The sequence below is a fragment of the Enterococcus sp. DIV1937 genome (genome assembly GCF_050535975.1).
Lineage (GTDB): Bacteria > Bacillota > Bacilli > Lactobacillales > Enterococcaceae > Enterococcus > Enterococcus faecalis.
The window spans coordinates 422563-442610 of sequence record NZ_CP172909.1 but is presented as its reverse complement, the minus strand read 5'-3'; the positions used below and the strand labels follow the sequence as shown (position 1 = coordinate 442610).

The 20048-nt window shown below is 38.7% G+C and carries 21 protein-coding genes; 5 read left to right on the top strand and 16 right to left on the bottom strand.

Going from position 1 to position 20048, the window contains the following annotated elements:
* Positions 1 to 76: 76 nt before the first annotated feature.
* From IGL13_RS02245 to IGL13_RS02230, 4 genes are all read right to left on the bottom strand, one after another.
* Complete coding sequence (locus IGL13_RS02245) at positions 77 to 310, bottom strand: hypothetical protein (protein ID WP_002355504.1); 234 nt, start codon at positions 308 to 310, stop codon at positions 77 to 79.
* A gap of 143 nt (positions 311 to 453) precedes the next feature.
* Entirely contained in the window at positions 454 to 1869 is a 1416-nt protein-coding gene (gene pepV, locus IGL13_RS02240) for a dipeptidase PepV (protein ID WP_002358655.1), read from the bottom strand.
* 133 nt (positions 1870 to 2002) lie between these two features.
* Entirely contained in the window at positions 2003 to 2737 is a 735-nt protein-coding gene (locus IGL13_RS02235) for a pseudouridine synthase (protein ID WP_002378008.1), read from the bottom strand.
* 108 nt (positions 2738 to 2845) lie between these two features.
* The gene (locus IGL13_RS02230; protein WP_002364837.1) at positions 2846 to 4495 is read right to left on the bottom strand and encodes a putative polysaccharide biosynthesis protein; all 1650 of its coding nucleotides are present in this window, start codon (positions 4493 to 4495) and stop codon (positions 2846 to 2848) included.
* Positions 4496 to 4698: 203 nt separating this feature from the next.
* Between IGL13_RS02230 and IGL13_RS02225 the strand changes: the two genes are divergently transcribed.
* Positions 4699 to 6225: a UDP-N-acetylmuramoyl-L-alanyl-D-glutamate--L-lysine ligase gene (locus IGL13_RS02225; RefSeq protein WP_002378005.1), complete on the top strand. Its 1527-nt coding sequence runs from the start codon at positions 4699 to 4701 to the stop codon at positions 6223 to 6225.
* Between the two features lie 66 nt (positions 6226 to 6291).
* On the opposite strand, the gene IGL13_RS02220 is transcribed toward IGL13_RS02225, so the two are convergent.
* A complete protein-coding gene (locus tag IGL13_RS02220) occupies positions 6292 to 6864 on the bottom strand; it encodes an alpha/beta hydrolase (protein ID WP_002358653.1) in 573 nt (190 codons plus the stop codon).
* A gap of 30 nt (positions 6865 to 6894) precedes the next feature.
* On the opposite strand from IGL13_RS02220, the gene IGL13_RS02215 reads away from it, so the two are divergent.
* Together IGL13_RS02215 and IGL13_RS02210 are read left to right on the top strand one after the other, a co-directional pair.
* Complete coding sequence (locus tag IGL13_RS02215) at positions 6895 to 7869, top strand: ring-cleaving dioxygenase (protein ID WP_002361234.1); 975 nt, start codon at positions 6895 to 6897, stop codon at positions 7867 to 7869.
* A 112-nt stretch (positions 7870 to 7981) separates the two neighbouring features.
* Positions 7982 to 8155 carry a hypothetical protein gene (locus IGL13_RS02210; protein WP_002355495.1) on the top strand — a complete coding sequence of 58 codons (174 nt, stop codon included), beginning with the start codon at positions 7982 to 7984 and terminating at the stop codon, positions 8153 to 8155.
* A gap of 75 nt (positions 8156 to 8230) precedes the next feature.
* On the opposite strand, the gene IGL13_RS02205 is transcribed toward IGL13_RS02210, so the two are convergent.
* The 3 genes from IGL13_RS02205 to IGL13_RS02195 all read right to left on the bottom strand — a co-directional run bounded on the left by IGL13_RS02205 (position 8231) and on the right by IGL13_RS02195 (position 10121).
* Positions 8231 to 8701, bottom strand: coding sequence for a C-GCAxxG-C-C family protein (locus IGL13_RS02205; protein WP_002384891.1), 471 nt, complete (start codon positions 8699 to 8701; stop codon positions 8231 to 8233).
* A gap of 52 nt (positions 8702 to 8753) precedes the next feature.
* Positions 8754 to 9482, bottom strand: coding sequence for a YebC/PmpR family DNA-binding transcriptional regulator (locus IGL13_RS02200; protein WP_002361233.1), 729 nt, complete (start codon positions 9480 to 9482; stop codon positions 8754 to 8756).
* A 129-nt stretch (positions 9483 to 9611) separates the two neighbouring features.
* The gene (locus IGL13_RS02195) at positions 9612 to 10121 is read right to left on the bottom strand and encodes a VanZ family protein (RefSeq protein WP_002355488.1); all 510 of its coding nucleotides are present in this window, start codon (positions 10119 to 10121) and stop codon (positions 9612 to 9614) included.
* A 127-nt stretch (positions 10122 to 10248) separates the two neighbouring features.
* Between IGL13_RS02195 and IGL13_RS02190 the strand changes: the two genes are divergently transcribed.
* A complete protein-coding gene (locus IGL13_RS02190; RefSeq protein ID WP_002394654.1) occupies positions 10249 to 12075 on the top strand; it encodes a M3 family oligoendopeptidase in 1827 nt (608 codons plus the stop codon).
* A gap of 24 nt (positions 12076 to 12099) precedes the next feature.
* Here the strand turns inward: IGL13_RS02190 and IGL13_RS02185 are convergent, their stop codons facing one another.
* The 8 genes from IGL13_RS02185 to IGL13_RS02150 form a co-directional block, all read right to left on the bottom strand.
* On the bottom strand, positions 12100 to 13440 hold the full coding sequence (locus tag IGL13_RS02185) for an MATE family efflux transporter (protein WP_010822530.1): 1341 nt from the start codon (positions 13438 to 13440) through the stop codon (positions 12100 to 12102).
* Positions 13441 to 13614: 174 nt separating this feature from the next.
* Positions 13615 to 14265, bottom strand: a complete 651-nt coding sequence (locus tag IGL13_RS02180) for a uracil-DNA glycosylase (protein WP_002355481.1) — start codon at positions 14263 to 14265, stop codon at positions 13615 to 13617.
* A gap of 87 nt (positions 14266 to 14352) precedes the next feature.
* Positions 14353 to 15753, bottom strand: coding sequence for an aminopeptidase P family protein (locus IGL13_RS02175; RefSeq protein ID WP_194180210.1), 1401 nt, complete (start codon positions 15751 to 15753; stop codon positions 14353 to 14355).
* 12 nt (positions 15754 to 15765) lie between these two features.
* Entirely contained in the window at positions 15766 to 16527 is a 762-nt protein-coding gene (locus IGL13_RS02170) for a DeoR/GlpR family DNA-binding transcription regulator (protein WP_002377996.1), read from the bottom strand.
* 128 nt (positions 16528 to 16655) lie between these two features.
* A complete protein-coding gene (locus tag IGL13_RS02165; protein WP_002358647.1) occupies positions 16656 to 17501 on the bottom strand; it encodes a VOC family protein in 846 nt (281 codons plus the stop codon).
* 42 nt (positions 17502 to 17543) lie between these two features.
* The gene (locus IGL13_RS02160) at positions 17544 to 18140 is read right to left on the bottom strand and encodes a nitroreductase family protein (RefSeq protein WP_002355475.1); all 597 of its coding nucleotides are present in this window, start codon (positions 18138 to 18140) and stop codon (positions 17544 to 17546) included.
* 170 nt (positions 18141 to 18310) lie between these two features.
* A complete protein-coding gene (locus tag IGL13_RS02155) occupies positions 18311 to 19246 on the bottom strand; it encodes a LacI family DNA-binding transcriptional regulator (RefSeq protein WP_002355472.1) in 936 nt (311 codons plus the stop codon).
* A gap of 4 nt (positions 19247 to 19250) precedes the next feature.
* The gene (locus IGL13_RS02150) at positions 19251 to 19535 is read right to left on the bottom strand and encodes a hypothetical protein (protein WP_002366136.1); all 285 of its coding nucleotides are present in this window, start codon (positions 19533 to 19535) and stop codon (positions 19251 to 19253) included.
* A gap of 114 nt (positions 19536 to 19649) precedes the next feature.
* On the opposite strand from IGL13_RS02150, the gene IGL13_RS02145 reads away from it, so the two are divergent.
* Entirely contained in the window at positions 19650 to 19985 is a 336-nt protein-coding gene (locus IGL13_RS02145; protein ID WP_002394658.1) for a hypothetical protein, read from the top strand.
* Positions 19986 to 20048: the final 63 nt, after the last annotated feature.

Sequence of the window (20048 nt, the reverse complement as noted above, 5' to 3'; positions counted from 1 at the left end):
ATGTTGTCAAACTTTACATGGCAAAAAAGGCAAAACACAGTGCGTGGTTAACTGTGTTTTGCCTTTTTAATTACGACTATTGAAACAATCCTTTAATTTTATCAAACAAACCATCGGTCGTTGTATCAGCTAACATCGCTGTAATTTTATGATAGTGTTCGCCTAATTCATCTTTATGTTCTTCAATGAATTGTTGCGCATGTTCCACGTTGCCTTCTCCAATTAAATCTTTTGCTTTTTGAACTAATTCTTCTACGTTCATCTTCACACGTCCTTTGATTAAATAGTTAACAATAAGTGTTTCACTCATTGCCTTTTCTCCTATTTATCGTATCGTGGGATCCTTTGATTTGCAAGAAATTTTCAGTAAATTGACGGTTCTGATTTTGGGTTTTTAAAAGGCAAAAATTGCAAAAAAAGCTGTTTTCGAAAATCGAAAACAGCTTTTTTACTTTACTTCGCTAAACGATAAATCGCATCTGCATAAATAGCAGCTGCTCGGAATAAGTCATCTAATTCCATAAATTCGTTGGCTTGGTGCATTGTGTCTGTGTAGCCAGGGAACATTGCGCCATAGGCAACACCACGTTTTAATAAGCGGCCATAAGTACCGCCACCAATGATTTGTTCTTGGCCTTTTTCGCCTGTATGGTCTTCGTAAACTTGTAGTAACGTTGCCACCAATGGATCATCAACTGGTACATAATGCGGTTCTTGGTTGCGATCTCCTTGTGTTGCAGTGACCGTTTCACCGACTGTTGCTTGAACTTTTGCTTGTAATTCTTCTGCTGAAGTTCCTTTTGGATAGCGGAAGTTTAATGTTACTAAGCTATTTTCAGGATTTTCTGGATCAAAGTTAACAATCCCAGCGTTCATTGTCAATTTACCCATTTTTTCGTCTTCAAAAGCCACACCTAATTTTTCGCCATAAAAATCTTCATGGATAAATTCAGCAATGGTATTAATAAAGCTGTATGCGCCTTCTGCAAAGCTGTAATCATTTAAGAAAGTTGCCAAGAAAGTCGCTGCGTTAATTCCAGATTGTGGGCTAGCACCGTGAGCACCTTTACCAACTACATGGAAAGTCACTGTTTTATCTGAAAGTTCTGCGTTACCTGAAATTTTTGCTTCTTGTTTGATGAATGTTTCAAAGCTAGCAGCTAGTGAAGCCGCTTCGTCTGCTGAAGCAGCCGTTACAACAGCATCTGCTGTTCCCGGAACCATGTTTTCACGTAAACCAGATTTGAAGCTTTCTAATTTATAATCAGCACCGTTACCGCCTCGGAAAGTTAAACGAATAGTCACATTTCCTTTTTCCCCATTGATAATTGGGAACTCAGCATCTGGTGAGAAACCAAAGTCTGGCGCTTCTTCATGTTGGAAATAGTAATCCATATCGCCCCAGCCGCTTTCTTCGTCACTTCCTACTACGAAACGGATTTTTTTAGACACGGGTAAGCCTAATTCTTTGATAATTTTCATTGCGTAATAAGCAGCCATACTTGGGCCTTTATCATCGCTTGCACCACGTGCATAAATTTTGCCATCTTTAATGACTGGTTCATAAGGATCTGTTTCCCAACCATCACCAGCAGGAACAACGTCCATATGACCAAAAATCCCTAACGTTTCGTCGCCTTCACCATATTCAATGTGTCCAGCGTAATTGTCGACATTTTTCACCGTAAAGCCATCACGTTCACCATACGCTAACATGTGTTTTAAGCCAGCAACTGGCCCAGGTCCAAAGGGCGCTTCAGGTGTTGCTTGTGCATCATCACGTTCACTGTTGATCCGTAATAAGTTTTGTAAATCTTCTAATAAGTCGTCTTTACGTGCTTCGACTTCTTTTGTCCAATCAATTGTCATTTGTTGTCACTCCTATTCATAAAGTTCTACATAGTCAATCATACCATTTTATGCAGAAAAAGAAAGAAACCCGACACTATTTTTCGAGAAAATTTTTATCTTTTCCGCAGAAAGGGCTGGGTTTTTGTTTATTTTAATTGAGGTATGATTGTTTAGGTTGTAGTTGTTGCAATTCGGCTTCTGTTAAGGGCCGATATCCCCCTAGTTCTAACGTTTCATCCAACCATAGTTCGCCCATTCGTAGTCGTTTTAAATACGTCACAGGTTTGCCTACAGTGGCTAACATCCGTTTGACTTGATGGAATTTCCCCTCTTGAATCACTAAACGGACTACGGAAGTCCCTTCTTCCTCATTGATCGTCTCAATGACTAAACGACTTGGTTTAACCATTTCTCCATCTTTCAAGGCAAATCCTTGCGCAAACAGTTGACAATCTTCCGCTGTCACAAGTCCCTCAACTTCAGCTAAATATTCTTTATCCACATGCTTTTTGGGTGATAATAATTGATGCGCTAACTGGCCATCATTTGTTAATAGAAGCAAGCCTTCAGTATCTTTATCCAATCGACCAACTGGGAACAAGTCGGCACGATAATCCTGATCAGTTAACAAGTCAATTACCGTTTCATCTCGCTGATCTTCCGTCGCAGAAATGACACCTTGTGGTTTATGCAACATGTAATAAAAGAATTTCTGATACGTAAGAATTTCTCCCATCAAGGCAATTTGATCTGTTTCTTCATTTACTTGTGTTTTGGCTTCTTTTACGACGTCACCATTCACCGTAACGACTTTTTTCTTTAACAATTGTTTGATTTCTTTACGACTACCGATACCAACATCGGCTAAAAATTTATCTAAACGCATCGTCATTCCTCTTTCCTTTAAAAAAATAGCTTGGGACATAAATCGAATCGATCGATGTCTCAAGCCTTGTCTCTTAAGAGAATCTGCTGAAAGGAGTTCAATCAGCTATTATTTAATATTGAATTTTGCACGTAATTTTGCGGCATTTTTCCCTAATAAACGATCAGCTAAGCGAATCTTCAAGACCGAATAGCCATAAAAAGCGCCTCCTGCAGCAGCCACAATTACAACGATAATGAAGGCTTGGAAACGTCTAGTTGGATCTAAAAATAGATACAAGAACTGACGGAAAATCAAAGCGATAATCATCATGATGACTGTAATACAGAACATTAACAATGTTCGCCGTAAGGTTAATTTGTAATTAAAACGTGTCACTTGACGAATTCTTCTTAGAATCAATACGCAAGAAACCGTAAAGCCAATCATCGTTGCTAATAACGGACCGTAAACTTCAAATAAACGGATTGCGGGGAATTGCACGATTAATTTCACTGCTAAACCAATTCCTAAATAACGCATTGCGTCACGATTTTCATACATCCCCATCAACATATTTGACACTAACATATACAAGCCCAAGAATAAACTAGCGTAACAAGCTTGCACTAATAAAGAAGTGCCTAAAGCATCTGGCATGTAAAAAACAGTGTATAGTGGTTGCGCTAAAACAATCATACCAAACGTTGCTGGCAACATTACAAACACAAAAAGTTGTAAATTATTACTAATCAAACGCGCTAACTCACGGTGATTTTTTAAGGTGACCGCTTCTGTAATCAACGGTAATCCAGTAGCCGAAATCGAAGTTGCTAAAGCCACGACAATCATGGTTAATTTGTCCGGATTGGCATTAAAAATACCGAAAAGCTCTCGTAATTGGGTATCTGAATAATCCGTAAACAAACGCATAAAGTTTGAGAAAGTAAACTGATCGACAAGTTTAAAGACCGTCACCCCTGAGCCAACTACGATAAAAGGAATCGCCTCTTTAAAAGTTTCAATCAATAACTCTTTTGGAGCAATTTCATGTTCATTGGCGCTGTGTTCTTCTAAATAATCAAATAATGGTTTTTGTTTGTACATGTAATAACCTAAAACCGCAAAACTTGCGAGCATCCCAATAAATGCCGCAAAAGTGGCTTGGGTCACCGCTGTAACGTAATTACCTTCAAAGACTTTCATGATAATAAAAGCAGTTAATAACATGTAAAAAACTCGTGCTACTTGTTCAACAATTTGTGATAAAGCAAAGGGCATCATTTCTTGATTTCCTTGGAAATAACCGCGAATGACACTCATGCTTGGGAAAACTAAAACGGCTAAACTTAATGAACGCATCGTTGGAACTAATTCAGGACCTCCGCCAGACAAAGCTGCTAATGCCGGAGATGCCAAATACATCACAATAGCAAAAACCACACCTAAGCCACCCATTAGTTGTAAGGCACGATAAAAAAGCTGTCGACTAATTTTATATTCGTTCAATGAATTATAATGCGAGGTCTGCTTGGCAATCGCACCTGGAATTCCGGCGGTAGAGATCATTAGGAATAAGGCATAAATCGTATACCCCATTGAAAACAAACTGTTCGCTTCGTTTCCGTGCTCGCCCATCCAAGCGTACCAGGGGATGATGTAAATCGCCCCTAACATGCGGGAGATAATATTACTAGCTGTCATCCAAGCTGAGCCTTTGACCATTTTTTCTTGGTTCGTCAGGATTGGTTGATCAACTGAATTTGGTTGATTGATCATTTTGTCCTCCAATATTCTTTGAGTATGCTTTCTTTATTTTAATTGTTCATCTTGGGATATGCAACGACTTTCTCGAAGAATTATCCTATTTTAACATTTCTCATGGATTTTCTCACGCTAACGAGATGGTTTTTTTAAAAGAAAAATAATGCTATAATGACATCAGTTTTGAAATTTCGTTGAAACGTTTGGAGGCAAAAAAAGTGACGATTTCATTATTCGCAATTCGCGATTGCTTAGAAAAAGAAGATTTATTAAAAGAATTTATTTCACCAGAAGGCTGGCACTTGACTCTTTCCGACACGTTAGGTCAACGAGAAGTAACGGCTCTTTCTTACGATTCGAGAGACGTAACAGCAGAAACACTCTTTTTTTGTAAAGGATTAAACTTTAAAGAAATCTATTTAGAAAATGCTGTAAAAGACGGCCTAGAAATCTATGTTTCTGAGGTGCCTTATGAGGTTCCTGCACAACTAGGAATTATCGTGACTGACATTAAAAAAGCAATGGCTGTGTTAAGCATGGCTTTTTATGATTATCCACAAAATAAATTAAAACTGATTGGCTTTACTGGAACCAAAGGTAAAACAACAGCGGCTTATTTCACCAAATATATTTTAGATGTTGCTACACAACAAAAAACAGCCTTGCTTTCTACCATGAATTCGACATTAGATGGCAAAACATTCTTTAAATCTGCCTTGACTACACCCGAATCTTTGGACTTGTATCGAATGATGGCAACCGCTGTTGCTAACGGGATGACTCATTTTATTATGGAAGTTTCTTCCCAAGCCTACAAAACTAATCGTGTCTACAAGCTATTTTTTGATGTCGGCATTTTTTTAAACATTACCCCCGACCATATCAGTCCAATTGAACATCCAACCTTTGACGATTACTTTTATTGCAAACGTCAATTGATTACACATTCTAAAGTCATTGTGTTGAATCACGAAGCTGATTATTTTCCATTACTTAAAGAAACTGCACAACAGCAAAAAGTCCCAGCCATTGTCTATGGCAGTCAGCCGGCTCCAGAAGTTGACTATTCATTCGCTGTTTCTTCAGAGGATTCCTTACGTTTTATCGTTGAAAGTCCTGCAGATGCGTTAGGATTGGCTGGCTCTTATCACCTTCGTTTAGGTGGTGATTTTAACAAAGGTAATGCGTTAAGTGCGGCGATTGCTAGTGTCCTTGTGGGAGCTTCAAAAGAAGAGTGCCAACAAGGGATCGCAGCAACCACCGTCCCTGGCCGGATGGAATCTTTAACGAATACCAACGGTGCAACCGTCTATGTTGATTACGCTCATAACTATGACAGTTTGAAGAATCTTTTAACCTTTGTCCGTGAAGAACATCCTGACGGCCGCTTAATTGTTCTTGTCGGTAGCACGGGAGACAAAGCGATTTCTCGCCGCAAAGACTTTGGTAGGGTTCTTTCTGAATTGGCTGATGTTGCAGTCCTAACAACCGATGACCCAGCCAGTGAAGATCCAGCAAAAATTTGCCAAGAAATTCAAGCCCATATTACCAAAGAAATGCCTGTTTACACCATTTTAGATCGTGGCGAAGCAATTGCTCACGCATTATCTTTAAGCACAACGGCTGATGATGCGATTGTCTTAGCTGGTAAAGGCGCCGACCTTTATCAAAAAGTAAACGGCGTAGATGAACCTTACGCAGGAGACTTTGCCCTTGCGGAAGCTTTCATTAATAAAAAGAACTAAATCATTTAAACACACATGAAAAAAACAAGCTGCAACCACTTATCAACAAAGGTTGCAGCTTGTTTTTTAAAGAACTTCTTTTATTTTCGTTACTTCTTCTTCCGATAACCCATGACCGCCATCCACTAGTAAAAAGTCGACTGGAAAATGTTTCTTTAATTGATTAGCTAAAGAAAGAACTTGTCCCGGAATACTCAACTCATCCTGAGCCCCTGTTGTGACAATCACTTTTGTCGCAAACTCACCAGATACATATTGATAGCCTAAATTGCTTGGATGCAGTAAAATAACAGTGTTAGCAATAGTCGGGTTCTTTTCTAACAGGCCTAAAATAAAATTGGCACCGTTAGAGTACCCTATAAAAATAACTTCATCGTATAACTTTTGCGGTTGCCAAACTTCTTCTAGAAACGCCGTCACTCGCTCATCAAAGTTAGCACGAGGTAATGCTCCATTGACTAATGGCGCAAAAAAGCGTCGCTGTTCGCCTACACCTTCTGTTCCTAAGTAACTTAGAACACTCGCTTCTGGATAAAGGGTTGCGATGGTGGTTAATAATTGATATTCATTGCCACCAGTACCATGGAAAGCGACAACTAATTGATTAGGTTTCGACCCTTTTTGAAAAAATTGTTTCATTTAATAAACCTCCAAGAAAGGAATTTTACTATGTATGCACAAATTCATCACATCTCTATTTTAAATCGATTGATAAAGCCTACATTTGACTTCTATCATAATACACTGGGATTAAAATTACTAATGAAAACGATCAACCAAGATGACCACACCATGTATCACTTATTTTTCTCAGATAATGAGCAACGAACAGGTACCGAATTAACTTTTTTTGAATTGAATGATGGCCAAGATCAATCATTTGGGACAAATACAATTGAACGAACTATTTTAAAAGTACCAACGCGCGCCTCTTTGGATTTTTGGGCAGAACGTCTTGAGCAAGCGGGTATCTGCCACTATGGTGTGGAAACATTTAACCAACACCCAATTTTGCGTTTTGAAGCGCCCGATAATACGCAAATGGCGCTTGTTCCGTTACGTGAATTTGAAAATGCGGAAGATTATTTTCCAGCTGAGCATGCTGAAATTCCAGTAGAACATGCAATTTTAGGCATTGATGCAATTCAATTACGCGTCCAATATGCCGCAGCTACCAAACAACCTTTAGTGGATTATTTACATTGGCATGAAAAAGAAACAGTACCTTTTTTTGAAACTGCGCATGAAGTAACCGTTCTGGAAAATCATCATCCACAGTTTTATCAAGAGGTGCACATCATTGATGATCGTACCAATCCGCTTGCCATTGAAGGAATTGGTGGCGTTCATCACGTCGCCTTTGGGGTGGAAGATACGCAAGAATTAACGCAAGTTGATAGCCTGTTAGAGGAAAAGAATTTTACAAACTCAGGAATTAAAGACCGCGAATTTTTCAAATCATTGTATTTTAGAGAACCGAACCACTTGTTATTTGAAGTAGCCACACAAAAAGGCCTGCTAGATGCCGAAGCCTATGAAAATCAAAGCTCAAACTTTGATGAAATCCCCCTTTATTTGCCTCACTTTTTGGCAGATCAAAGAGAACGAATCGAAGCGATTTTAGCACAACAACGCCATGAGTAAACAAAAATAGCGGTTAGGACCGCTATTTTTGTTTTTTAATATCCTATTATTGCCCTTTTTTGAAAAAAAGGAGTACACTAATAGTAGATGAACTGCGCAAGGAGGTGAGTACATGTTATCTAAGGAAGAAGTTCTACACTTATTGAACGAAGCAAAAAAAGAAGTCGATCGTTTAGAAACAAACCGCCAAGAAGATTTAGGTAATTCAATCAACTATATTGAAAATGAATTACAGCTCCAACGTGTCTTATCTCAAGTGGAAGCTTATGAAAAAGTACTTGGTTAATTGATTACGCATTAAATGAGAGAGGAGCAACCAGATTCAGGTGAATGAATCTGGTTGCTCCTCTCTCATTTTTTACTAGACTAATTCGTAAGCAAGTTCTCGTGCAATAATTTTTGCGGTTGTTTCAGCGATTTCTCCAGTAAAGCCAATGCATTGTTCCATATGTTCAGGTGAACCCATCGTCATTTTACTTGTCAAAATACTGCAGCAAACCACTCGATGCTTTTGTCGAAAACTTTGATGCAATTCGTTGGCTAAAGCCATCGTTTTATTTACTTGTTCTCCTTTGGCTTCTGTCCGACCAAAAAAGTAGCCCAGACACATAACCCCGCCTGAAAGAGCACCACAAATACACTTCGCTCCTCCAACACCTACAGGAAACCCAGAAGCCATGGCCACAGCTTCAATGGGAATCTCCGCATCGAAGTGTTGCCGAATGGTCGCCACAATCGCTTCCGAGCAATAAAAATCACCGTTACGATAATAGGCTTCCGCTTCTTCCCTGATTGCTTGTAAACAAATTCTCTTTTTCAAAATGCCCTCCATTCTGTATTCGCTTTCATTTTATGAATAAAAGGACGCCAAGCATCCCTTTATTTTATAGATTTTCTGCAGAGGTAAATACTTCTGACACATCATCATCGTCTTCTAACTTGTCAACCAAGCGCTCTAATTGCGCTTTTTGTTCATCGTTCAAGGTTAGTAAGGTTTGCGGAACCATTGTTAATTCAGCTTGTGCTAATGAATAACCTGCTTGTTCTAAAGCATCGCGAACCGCTGTAAAATCTTCTGGTGCTGTGTAAATTTCAAATACTTCTGGTGATGTTTCTAAATCCTCGCCGCCTGCTTCCAAAACGACTTCTAGCATGTCGTCTTCCTCAATTGCATGATCTTCTCGCTTAATGACAATATAGCCTTTACGATCAAACATATAATTAACCGAACCCGTTTCACCTAAAGAGCCACCATTTCGAGTAAACGCGACGCGAACATTGGTGGCCGTTCGGTTGCGGTTATCTGTTAGTGCATGAACTAAAACTGCCACGCCACCTGGCCCGTATCCTTCATAAGTTACCTCGTCATAATGTTCCCCTTCACCAGCACTACTGGCTTTTTTTATGGCGCGAGCAATATTATCATTGGGCATATTGGCTGACTTAGCTTTATCGACTGCTAAACGTAAAGCAGGATTCATTGCGGGGTCAGGGCCACCTGCTTTTGCCGCCATATAGATTTCCCTTGAAACTTTTTGGAAAATTTTCCCACGTTTGGCATCTTGCGCATTTTTACGCCCTTGAATGTTGCTCCATTTGCTGTGTCCTGACATCCTTGATTCCTCCTGACTTTTCGTTACTATTCTCCTTTATTCTACTCTTCTTTTCAGTTAGGAACAAGCGCTACAAAAAAAGACCCTCGCTTACCCACCGTTCTGACGAATAAACGAAGCTCTTCTAAATTAGCGTCTTCTTTTTTTATTTTTCTTCAAACCATGAACCACCAAACAAATAACGATGGCTGTCAAAGCACCCATGGCATCCAACATAACATCTTGAAAAAGAGGGGTCCTTCCGCCTGTGATCATTTGATGAAATTCATCTAAACCTGCATAGCCAGTAGCAGCTAGCCAGGAAACAACAGCTGTTAAAAACAGACCTTTGATTCTTGGCACTAATCCAATAAACCAACTACCACCTAATAGAAAATACGTACCAAAATGGGCTCCCTTACGAATAAAAAATTCAACAAATTTACTATAACCACTAGCTTGAATGCTCACTTCACTGCCAGCATATTGAAAAGAAATGTTTTTTAATTGTTCTTCAAAAGGATGACTGCCCAGAAGTTTATCTAAAAGACCAACTTGTGATTGCTGTTCATACGTCTGTGATGAACTGAAAAATAAAATGGCCATAATAACAAACGCAATGACTAAATATAAATTACTATCTTTCAAATAATTTTTCATATAATCCTCTTTTCTTGGTTTCAAGTTGCCCCGTGTCTGCCACGGAAAATTCTTTTTTATTATAGTCGGTTTCGAGGGAAAAAGAAACAACTTCTCTTAGGTCTTATGATATACTGAAAAGAAAAAAATGAAAGAAGGATTGGATATGACCTATTCTATTACATGGGATTTAGACAGTATTTTCCCCAATGGGAGCGAGTCCAAAGAACTTAGCCAACGAATGACTCAATTAACCGAACAGACAAAAGAGTACCATCAATTAATCACAGAATGGACACCAGAAAGTGCCCAAGGCAAAGAACAATTTGCTGAAATCTTAACGTTACAAGGGAAAATCTCAAATGGCTTTTCACAATGTAATAGTTTTTTAACTGCTTTAATTTCTGCTAATACTAATGATACCAAGGCCAAAATTTTATCAGGCGATTTATACAATCTGTTGCCAGCGATTCAATTAGCTGAAACCATTTTTACTAAAAAAATCACCGAGATTTCAGCAGAACATTGGCAAGCCCTGTTAGCCGAAGAACCGTTCAAAACAATGGCTTTTCGCTTAAATGAATTACGCCGTGATGGAAAAAAACTGCTTTCCGAACAAGAAGAAAATATCATCAATACGCTTTCTCTAGATGGTTTAAATGCTTGGAGTACACATTACGATACGATTGTTGCTTCCATTGTGATTCCTTTTGAAGAAAAAGATGGCTCTGTGACAGAACTATCTGCAGGCCAAGCCTTTAACCGCATGATGGGAGATCCTGATAAAAAGGTTCGTCAACGTTTGTTTACAGCCTGGGAGAAAGCTTGGAGTGGCAAAGCTTCAATTTTGGCAGACACCCTAAATCACTTGGATGGGTTCCGTTTATCTGATTACAAATTGCATGGCACTACAGATTATTTAGAAAATCCCTTAAACTATAATCGAATGAGTCAAGAAACATTAACGGTTATGTGGGAAACCATCCAAAAAAATAAACAACCATTCGTCGACTTTCTAACGCGCAAAGCGCAATTATTCGGCAAAGAAAAAATGGATTGGCAAGACCAAGATGCACCAATTATTTTAGGTGATTTAGAAGAAAAAACGTATTCCTTTGATCAAGCCGCTGCCTTTATTTTAGAAAATTTCCGTAAATTCAGTCCGAAAATGGCCGATTTTGCCCAAATGGCTTTTGAAAAAAGTTGGATTGAAGCTGAAGATCGTCCAGGCAAACGTCCTGGGGGGTATTGTACAGAATTACCTGAAACACAAGAGTCGCGGATTTTCATGACCTTTGGCAATTCAATCAACGAAGTAGCTACTTTAGCCCATGAATTAGGTCACGCTTTCCATAGTAGCGTGATGTGGGATTTACCTTCATTGAATCGAGAGTATGCCATGAACGTAGCAGAAACAGCTAGTACCTTTGCAGAATTGATTGTTGCTGACGCCACCTTAAAAGAGGCCAAATCAGATGTTGAAAAGATTAACCTTTTAGACACAAAAATGCAAAATGCCATTGCTATGTTTATGAACATTCATGCGCGTTTTATCTTTGAAAATAATTTTTATCAAGCGCGCCAAAAAGGTTTAGTAGCGGAAGAAGATATTACTGAATTAATGTTAGCGGCGCAAAAAGAAAGCTACAAAGATAGTCTTGGCAGTTATCATCCTCATTTCTGGGCGAGCAAATTGCACTTCTTTATTGATGATGTGCCTTTCTATAATTTCCCATATACTTTTGGCTATCTATTCAGCATGGGTATCTATGCGTATGCCAATCAACAAGGCAGTTCTTTTGAAGACCAATACATTGCGTTATTAAGAGACACTGCTTCGATGACAAGCGAAGAATTAGCGAAAAAACATTTAAATGTTGACTTAACAAAACCTGATTTCTGGCAAGCCGGCATTGATCAAGTCCTAAAAGATGTGGAACAATTCATGACTTTAACTGAAAACTATGTAAACTAAGCAAAAAAGAAGCAGTAACCAACATCAGGTTACTGCTTCTCTTTTTTTCAAATAGTTTCGATACGCAAGGTAGCCCACAAGCATTAGTCCAAACGTAACAAATTCAACTACTGGCATGGCTAACCAAACACCGGTTAATCCTAGTAATTTCACCAAAATAAATAAAACTGGCACAATTAAAAAGAACCCACGCAAAGAGGAAATCATTAGCGCCATTTTCGGTTTACGAACTGCCGAAAAGTAATAAATCCCCATAAAATTCAATCCTGTAAACAAGAAGGAAATCGCATATAAGCGGATGGCTGTCCTAGCAATTTGCGCCAACTGGTCGTTCCCTTCGCTATTAAAGACCTCAATAATTTGTCCCGTAAACACTTGACTGATTAAAAAGAACAGGAAGCCGGCGACCAAGTACGTAATAAAGCTAAGTTTAACAAATTTACGCAACACCTTCGTTTCCCCTAAACCATAGTATCGGCTGAGTAATGGTTGCGCCCCTTGCCCAATCCCTGTAAAAATGGCAATCACAATAATATTGAGGTTGGCAACAATCGCATAAGCTGAAATCGCCACATGACCAACTAAGTTTAACAAAACAATATTAAATAAAAACATGACAAAGGCCGAAGAAAATTCATTTAAAAAGGAAGAAAAACCAATCGACATAATTTCTCGAACATCATGGAATTTCACTTTAAACTTTTCAAAACGTAAAACTCGTTGCGGCGACCACTTATGCAACGTAATCAGGATTAAGCTTGTTAACGGTGACATCACCGTTGCAATGGCCGCACCTGCCATACCCCACCCAAATTGATAAATAAAGACATAATCCAAAATAATGTTGACAATTCCCCCACTGACAAAAGCAATCGTTGCCAAACGAGGATTATGGTCATTTCTTAAAAAAGTAATCAGGCAATTGTTTAAAATAAATAATAATGAACAGCTAAGGTAAATCATATAATATTCCTTTGCCAAACCAAACAAGACACCAGTCCCCTGAAGTCCCCGAATAATTTGATCGGAAAAAGTCAAGCTCGCTAAAGTAAAGAGACTCCCTATAACGAAAACTAACCCAATCGTTAAACTAAAATACTGATTGGCTTTTTTGATTTCTTTTTGCGCAACCGTGGTCGAAAACAACGTAGCGCCGCCAACGCCAAACATCCAACCTAATCCATTAATAATATTAACGAGTGGTAAGACAATGTTAAGCCCCGCCAACGCCTCGGTGCCGATTCCATTTGCAATGAAAAATGTGTCCGCCAAAATAAAAATTGATTGCGCCGCCATACTTAAAATTCCTAACAGAACATTTTTATAAAACAACGCAGTAAAATGGTTTTGCTGTGTTTGCTCCATACCCAAATCTCCTTCTAACAAAAAAAGGACTCATTCTTTTTGCTTCAAGGCTTACGCAAAAATCAGAATCCTTCAACTATTCAACCCAGCGATTAAATAATCTGTCTATTTATTGATACTTCTAGGGTAGCATTCTCTCTTCGAAAAAACAACCATCCTTTTATTTTTCTCATTTTAAACTTTCTTAAGCAGTTGCAGTTGTTTTTGAACCACTTGCCAATCTTCTTTCACGACTTCTTTTAAACGATAATTATAAAAGACAGCCGCTGGATGGAAGAGTGGAATGATTTGATAGGTTTTCTGCGTCCAATGATAGTTTTGTGATTGCTCATCAAATGTTTGAATGGGCGACTGAATGACCGTTCCGTGCACTGCAGTGATTGTTGGCTTTGGTCCTAAAAGTCGTTGCAACCCAATATTCCCCAGTGTCAAAATTAGTTCAGGTTGGCAAACAGCGATTTCCCAATCAAGCAAAGGCGCAAAAATTTTGATTTCTTCTTTGGTTGGGGTTCGATTAGGAAATTTGGTTACTCTTTCTCCCGTTTTTGCAATCTGCTTCGTTTTTACAGAAAAAGGCCGACTCCTAACCGCACTGGTGATATACACCGTTTCACGACTTAAGCCAACTTGTTGTAATTGTTCCATCAACAATTGACCTGAACGACCAATAAATGGTACGTTTTCTTTAATTTCTTCTTTTCCAGGGGCTTCCCCAATCAGCATCACTTTTGGCTGTTGCGGGCCTTGCCCTTCCACAAAACCTTCTAATGGTAAGTCTTTCGCTTTAGCTAAAACTGCTTTTTTCAGATGTTCAGGATAGTGCATTTACCATCACGCCTCTCTTCTGGTGTTCTTCCTTCGCTATATTGATTATAAATAGGACCCAAAAGAAACTCAAAAAAAGGGACCTACTCATTTAGGAGCTGGTTTTTCTACACACAAAGCTTTGTCTTTAGCTAGATAAAAAGGCCGTAAGTAACCAACTAAATTAGACATTGGTAAAACCTCCGATGGTAAATCAATCTTCAATGTCTCTTTTAAATAGGCTTTGCGTGTCGCAATCCGTTGCCACATGTCTGGATAAGTTTGCTGAATCTCTTTTTGCAATGTTTCATCAGCCAAAGCCACACATTCTTCTGCACTCACCCCTGTATAACCAGGTACAGAAGGAATAATATCCACTTGAAAGAGCATGCCACTTTCCAAGCGAATGGCTGAATCTGGATAAATAGGCGACGACATCCATTCATCATCCGAAACTAAATGCCCAGGATTCAAATGCCAGTAATAGATTTCTTTTGGTAACTGTTCTTCAATCGCTTGGTACATTTCTCGCCCTAACAGTCCGATTCGAATGGTTTCAAGCCAGTGAACGACAGCTTGAAAATAGGGTTTTGCTACGCGCTCTAAATAATCACGTTGCGCTTCTGGCAATTGCTGCTCGTTTTCAATAACAAAACCTGTTCGGCTAGACAAGCCGCCTTTGTAGCCTGTAGTTAATGATAAGGCATCACCTAACTGAATTTCTTTGGCAGTCGGATACATGTTTGCATATTCAAAACGTTGACCAGTTGCCGCAATGGTTACTACCGTCGGCGTTTGACCTTCATCATTTAACAAAGCCCCAATGTCCGTTTCACGCTGTCCTATTTCAATTGCATTTAAGGCCTTTAACATACTGCGAGAAGCCAAATTCGCCCCATATTCATAGTGCGCCAATTCGTTGGCATTATTTGTTGTGCGGGCCCCCTTTGCTCCAATCAATAAGTGGGTCCCATTTAGTAAACGAGCTTCTTTCGGCAGCGCTTTTTTCAGTGCTTCGACAATAAAATATGGCACATCAAACATAGTAGCAGGTTCTTGCTGTTGTGTTGTAAACATTTTCCAACCAACAATACCTATTTTTTGAGCTGTTTCATCGAGAAGCGTTTCAAAAATCTGCGACAATTTTTGTTCCCCAGCCATTGGTTGATTCGGTAGCGAAAAAGCTGGATAATGAATTAAATCGGCTGAGATGCGGGCATGTTGGCACATTTTTAAATTTTCATTACCTAAAATAAGTGTCGCCATACCATCCTTATTTAACACAAGGAGTCCTTCTTCAAACCTCGGAATAAAGCCAGTTAAGTATTCAAAATTACTGCCATGCTCTTTGTCTGCATAGAAGACCAATTGATCGAATTTTTCTGTTTCCATTCGTTGTAATACTTTCTGCTTACGCGCCATCATCGTTTCATTCGTCAAATACGTTGGAAAAACATTCTCAAAAACAGTAGGTTCAGCAATATGTGTATAATTAATTTTTCGCTTCATTATTATCCTCCATTATTCATCTGCGACAATCAACGTTACGCCTGCTTGCGCTAACTGTTCACAGAATTTTTCATCAGGTCGTGTATCTGTCACTAAACAATCAATTTCTGTTAATTCGCAAATTTTAAATAAACCCGTTTTGTTTAATTTCGTTTGGTCTGCTAAGGCAATGACTTGTTTGCCTTGTTGAATCATTCGCCGTTTGACTTGACCTTCTTCTTCTGTGTGAATAAATAATCCTTGTTCAGATAACGCAAACACACCTAATAATGTATAGTCGGGGACAAATTCCCCAACCTTAGCGACTGTTTCTGCCCCAAACAAAAAGAGTTGTTGTTTATGCAGTTGCCCAGGTAATACTGTAATTTTTGTTTGATCCATTTGCGCTAGAAGTAGCGCATGACTGAGAGAGTTCGTGATCGCGTGAATCGGACTATTTTCCATCGCTCGAATAGCTGCTTCCACCGTGGTTGATGAATCAAAAAAAATGGACGCTTGTTTGGGAATATTTGCCCAAACTTTTTGGGCAATGGCTTGTTTTTTCTCTGGATGCTTCATTATTCGTTGAGCATAATCATAAATAGTTGCTTCAGACTGCACTGAGATAGCGCCACCATGCGTTCTCTTTAAATGTCCTTCCTTTTCTAAACGAATTAAATCTCGTCGAATAGTATCTTTTGAAACGGAGACTTGCTCCGCTAAAGCTTCCATGGAAATACTTTTTTGTTCATTCACTATTTTTTGAATCTTGGCTAAACGTTCTTCAATCAACATGCTTCCTCACCTCTTCTAAGTAAAGATAGCATCTTTTGCATTTTTTTGCAAACAAATGCAAAATAATGCAAACAAGACAAAAAAACTAGTCCTTCATTTTCTAACGAAGGGCTAGTTTGAGAGTGGTTTTAATAGGTAAATTGAATAATCATGCCGCTAGGATCTTCTAACGCAAGTAAATGATCTTTGGCAATAAAATGTAACTTTGCTTCTTCCGCATTGGCTTGGACGATCTCTAAATCTGCCGCAGTTGGTAAACGGAAGGTGTAATTTTCTAAGCCAAATTGATTTTCTTGAATCGTTGGCAGCTGTTTGCCGCTCCATGTATTTGTCCCAATATGATGATGGTACTGACCCGCTGCAAAAAACTTCGCTTGTTGACCAAAGTTAGACTTTAAGCCAAACCCTAAGTTTTTATAGAACGTTTCAGTGGCATCTAAATCGGCCACTTTCAAATGAATGTGCCCAATTTTAGAACCTTCGGAAATTCCTAGCCAGTGACCGTCAGCTTCTGCAGCTAAACTATCACCGTCTAATTCTTCTGTCACACCGATAATTTCACCATTTGGACGAATATCCCAGACTTCTTCTGGTTTATCCCAATAAATTTCGATGCCATTATTTTCTGGATCACTTAAGTAAAGGGCTTCACTATAGCCATGATCTGCTGCGCCAATTTGCACATTTTCCTGCAAAAGCCACAGCAACATATTGCCTAAATCTTTGCGGGTTGGTAGCAGGAAAGCAATATGGTACAAGCCAGTGGTACCCTGATTTTCTTCCCCAGCTGTTAGTTCTTTTAAGACAAGAATTGCATCGTTGGTGCCTTGTGGCGCTAGCCAAGCACGTCCCTCTCCTTGTTTTAAAAGTTTTAAGCCAATTGTTTTCGTATAAAAGTTTACCATTTTATCTAAATCAGCCACTTTCAAAGTGACTTGTTGAATCCCAATATTACTTGGTAATGCTTGAACCATTTGCTTTCACTCCTCTCCTCTTCATTTTACTAAAGCAATGATTTAGTTGAATTCTTTAAAACGAGCACTATCTTCCATGTATTCTTTTTCGCCAGCTGGCGCTTCAATGGAACCAATGACCATTTGTGCACGTAAATTCCAGTTTGCAGGAATTGACCATTCTGCAGCAACCGCTTCGTCAATGACTGGGTTGTAGTGTTGTAAGTTTGCGCCGATATTTTCTTGCGCTAAGGCAGTCCAAACGTTCGCTTGTGTTAAACCAGTTGCTTGTTCAGACCAAACAGGGAAGTTATCCGCATATAATGGAAAGCTATCTTGTAAGTTTTTCACGATATCTGTATCTTCAAAGAATAAAATTGTGCCCGCACCAGCTGCAAAACCTTGTAATTTAGCTTGTGTGTTTGGAAATGCTTCTGCTGGAGTTAATGGTTTTAAGGCATCTTCAGTCATTGCCCATAATTTTTTGTGAGCATCGCCGAATAAGAACACAACACGTTGTGTTTGAGAGTTAAAAGCTGTTGGACTTTCTCTAACAACTTCTTTTACTAAAGCAGTTACTTCTTCTTTTGAAATTGGTAAGTTTTCTCCTAAAGCATAGATTGAACGACGGTTTTTCATCATTTCAGTAAATTTTGACATAATATGTTCATCCTTTCGAATTTCCTCAGTAAATTCATTTAATTTTGTTTACATACTTACTATACTACCTTACTAAAAGTAAGTAAAGCTTTTTGTCTTACTTTTTGTAAGTTTTTTTATTTTTTAGTGAAAAACCTTATTCTACCAAAGAAAAAACAACCAGCTTTTTTCTAAGAAAAAGAAAAATCTGGTTGTCGATTAATAAATGTAGAAGTCAATTGAATCGTTTTCGGCCGTTTTTCTTGAAATAAATGTGTGGCTTTTTCCCCTAACTCCATTAATGGATGACAGATTGTTGAAAAATTTAAAATTTCACTTAATAAAGTTTGCTCCTGTCCCACTAAAAAGAGTGGTCTTTCAATAACGGCTTGAATCCCTGCAGCAATTTCATCACCGTTGGTCACAACCGCTTGGAGCGTTGGATCTTGCCCACAGTGTCGTCCTACTTCACACCCATCTTCATAGGTTAAACAGTCCTTAAATAACCGATTTTCAGGAATCACTCCATAAATTTCCTGATATGCGTCAACTAAATAGCGTGCGCTTGTACTTTTTTCTGGTGCACGGTTAATCGTAATTGCCACTTCACTACATCCTTGTTGTTTCAATGCTTGGAAGACCCGCCGATAAACGGTTAAACGATCGATATAGATACTAGCATAACTAGGGTCTTCTATTTTTTCACAAAAAACAACTTGCTCTTTATACGGAGCAAACACACTTAAAGGATTTGCCTTTGACAAAACAATCATGCCATCAAACGCACCCGTGGCCATTTTTTCCAAGTAACTTTTTTCAACTTCTTTATCATAATCCGTTGGTAATAAACTGACCATCATCCCTTGTTGAAATGCTTGGTGGATAATCCCACTTAAAATAGCATCAAAATAAGGTTGATTCGTATAAGGAACCATGACACCTAATGTATTACTTTTCCCAAAGCTAAGATTTCTCGCTAATATATTGGGCTTATAGCCCAACTCATCGATAATTGCTTGGATTTTCAGTCGTTTTTCTTCAGAAACATAAGGATGATGATTAATCACACGCGAAACAGTCGTAACTGAAGATCCTGAAAGGCGCGCAATTTCTCGAATTGTTGTCATACTTTCACCTCATTACTTTACAAAATTGAGTTAAATAAGGCACAATCCCTGTTCCGTAATCAACAAAACGATAAAAGGTCTCCTGCCAAGCAAAAGAAATTTCCTGAATATCCTCCTGCTGTGTCAAGTGCCACTCCGTTATCTGATGGTACGGAATTTCTTGATGCCAAATCTTATAGTATTTTTTGGGACTATTTAACTGCAGACTTTTGGCCGTCGTAGTCACCGAGACAAAATAGTAATCCATACCAAGTCTATCGCTTATCTCCACTATAACATTCATTTTCATGCCCTCCAATATTTTGATACACATAGCTTACCTTATGAAACGCGTACCAGAGCAAGAGGAAAAATAAAAAAAGTGAGACCATGTTATACTAGATGTATCATATAAAAGCAAAGGATGAGTGCAATGGAAACTGTTACAGTAGCAACAAAAAGCGACTTACTAACAAATTTGAACAAGCAAACAGATGAAATCATTATCTCGGAGGCACTTGCACAAGAAATTTACCACTTAAAAAAACAACAATTAACCGAAACGGAAGAAATGGGCTTCTTAGTGGGCAGCCAAGGTGCTGGCTCATTTTTAACCTATTTAATCGAGAAGTTATCCTATATAAATTCGGCGCTATCACCAGAAGAACAAAAAATTGAACATGCGATTTTGCGTTTGTATGTTATTAAAAAATTAACTCCAGAAACTACTTTATTACGTCTAAAACAGTTAGATTATTAAAATTTTATTTAATCAAGATAGACCAATTCCCTGCGTACAACGAGTCCCTTTCATTAATCACTT

What these genes read in the sequence shown, in the direction of transcription:
- IGL13_RS02215 (WP_002361234.1), top strand. Translation starts at nt 6,895, where the DNA reads ATGTATGCACAAATTCATCACATCTCTATTTTAAATCGATTGATAAAG.
- IGL13_RS02220 (WP_002358653.1), bottom strand. Translation starts at nt 6,864, where the DNA reads ATGAAACAATTTTTTCAAAAAGGGTCGAAACCTAATCAATTAGTTGTC.
- IGL13_RS02145 (WP_002394658.1), top strand. Translation starts at nt 19,650, where the DNA reads ATGAGTGCAATGGAAACTGTTACAGTAGCAACAAAAAGCGACTTACTA.
- IGL13_RS02195 (WP_002355488.1), bottom strand. Translation starts at nt 10,121, where the DNA reads ATGAAAAATTATTTGAAAGATAGTAATTTATATTTAGTCATTGCGTTT.
- IGL13_RS02205 (WP_002384891.1), bottom strand. Translation starts at nt 8,701, where the DNA reads ATGGAGGGCATTTTGAAAAAGAGAATTTGTTTACAAGCAATCAGGGAA.
- IGL13_RS02165 (WP_002358647.1), bottom strand. Translation starts at nt 17,501, where the DNA reads ATGGTTCAAGCATTACCAAGTAATATTGGGATTCAACAAGTCACTTTG.
- IGL13_RS02200 (WP_002361233.1), bottom strand. Translation starts at nt 9,482, where the DNA reads ATGTCAGGACACAGCAAATGGAGCAACATTCAAGGGCGTAAAAATGCG.
- IGL13_RS02185 (WP_010822530.1), bottom strand. Translation starts at nt 13,440, where the DNA reads ATGGAGCAAACACAGCAAAACCATTTTACTGCGTTGTTTTATAAAAAT.
- IGL13_RS02245 (WP_002355504.1), bottom strand. Translation starts at nt 310, where the DNA reads ATGAGTGAAACACTTATTGTTAACTATTTAATCAAAGGACGTGTGAAG.
- IGL13_RS02160 (WP_002355475.1), bottom strand. Translation starts at nt 18,140, where the DNA reads ATGTCAAAATTTACTGAAATGATGAAAAACCGTCGTTCAATCTATGCT.
- IGL13_RS02230 (WP_002364837.1), bottom strand. Translation starts at nt 4,495, where the DNA reads ATGATCAATCAACCAAATTCAGTTGATCAACCAATCCTGACGAACCAA.
- IGL13_RS02210 (WP_002355495.1), top strand. Translation starts at nt 7,982, where the DNA reads ATGTTATCTAAGGAAGAAGTTCTACACTTATTGAACGAAGCAAAAAAA.
- IGL13_RS02235 (WP_002378008.1), bottom strand. Translation starts at nt 2,737, where the DNA reads ATGCGTTTAGATAAATTTTTAGCCGATGTTGGTATCGGTAGTCGTAAA.
- IGL13_RS02150 (WP_002366136.1), bottom strand. Translation starts at nt 19,535, where the DNA reads ATGAAAATGAATGTTATAGTGGAGATAAGCGATAGACTTGGTATGGAT.
- IGL13_RS02180 (WP_002355481.1), bottom strand. Translation starts at nt 14,265, where the DNA reads ATGCACTATCCTGAACATCTGAAAAAAGCAGTTTTAGCTAAAGCGAAA.
- IGL13_RS02190 (WP_002394654.1), top strand. Translation starts at nt 10,249, where the DNA reads ATGAAAGAAGGATTGGATATGACCTATTCTATTACATGGGATTTAGAC.
- pepV (WP_002358655.1), bottom strand. Translation starts at nt 1,869, where the DNA reads ATGACAATTGATTGGACAAAAGAAGTCGAAGCACGTAAAGACGACTTA.
- IGL13_RS02175 (WP_194180210.1), bottom strand. Translation starts at nt 15,753, where the DNA reads ATGAAGCGAAAAATTAATTATACACATATTGCTGAACCTACTGTTTTT.
- IGL13_RS02155 (WP_002355472.1), bottom strand. Translation starts at nt 19,246, where the DNA reads ATGACAACAATTCGAGAAATTGCGCGCCTTTCAGGATCTTCAGTTACG.
- IGL13_RS02170 (WP_002377996.1), bottom strand. Translation starts at nt 16,527, where the DNA reads ATGTTGATTGAAGAACGTTTAGCCAAGATTCAAAAAATAGTGAATGAA.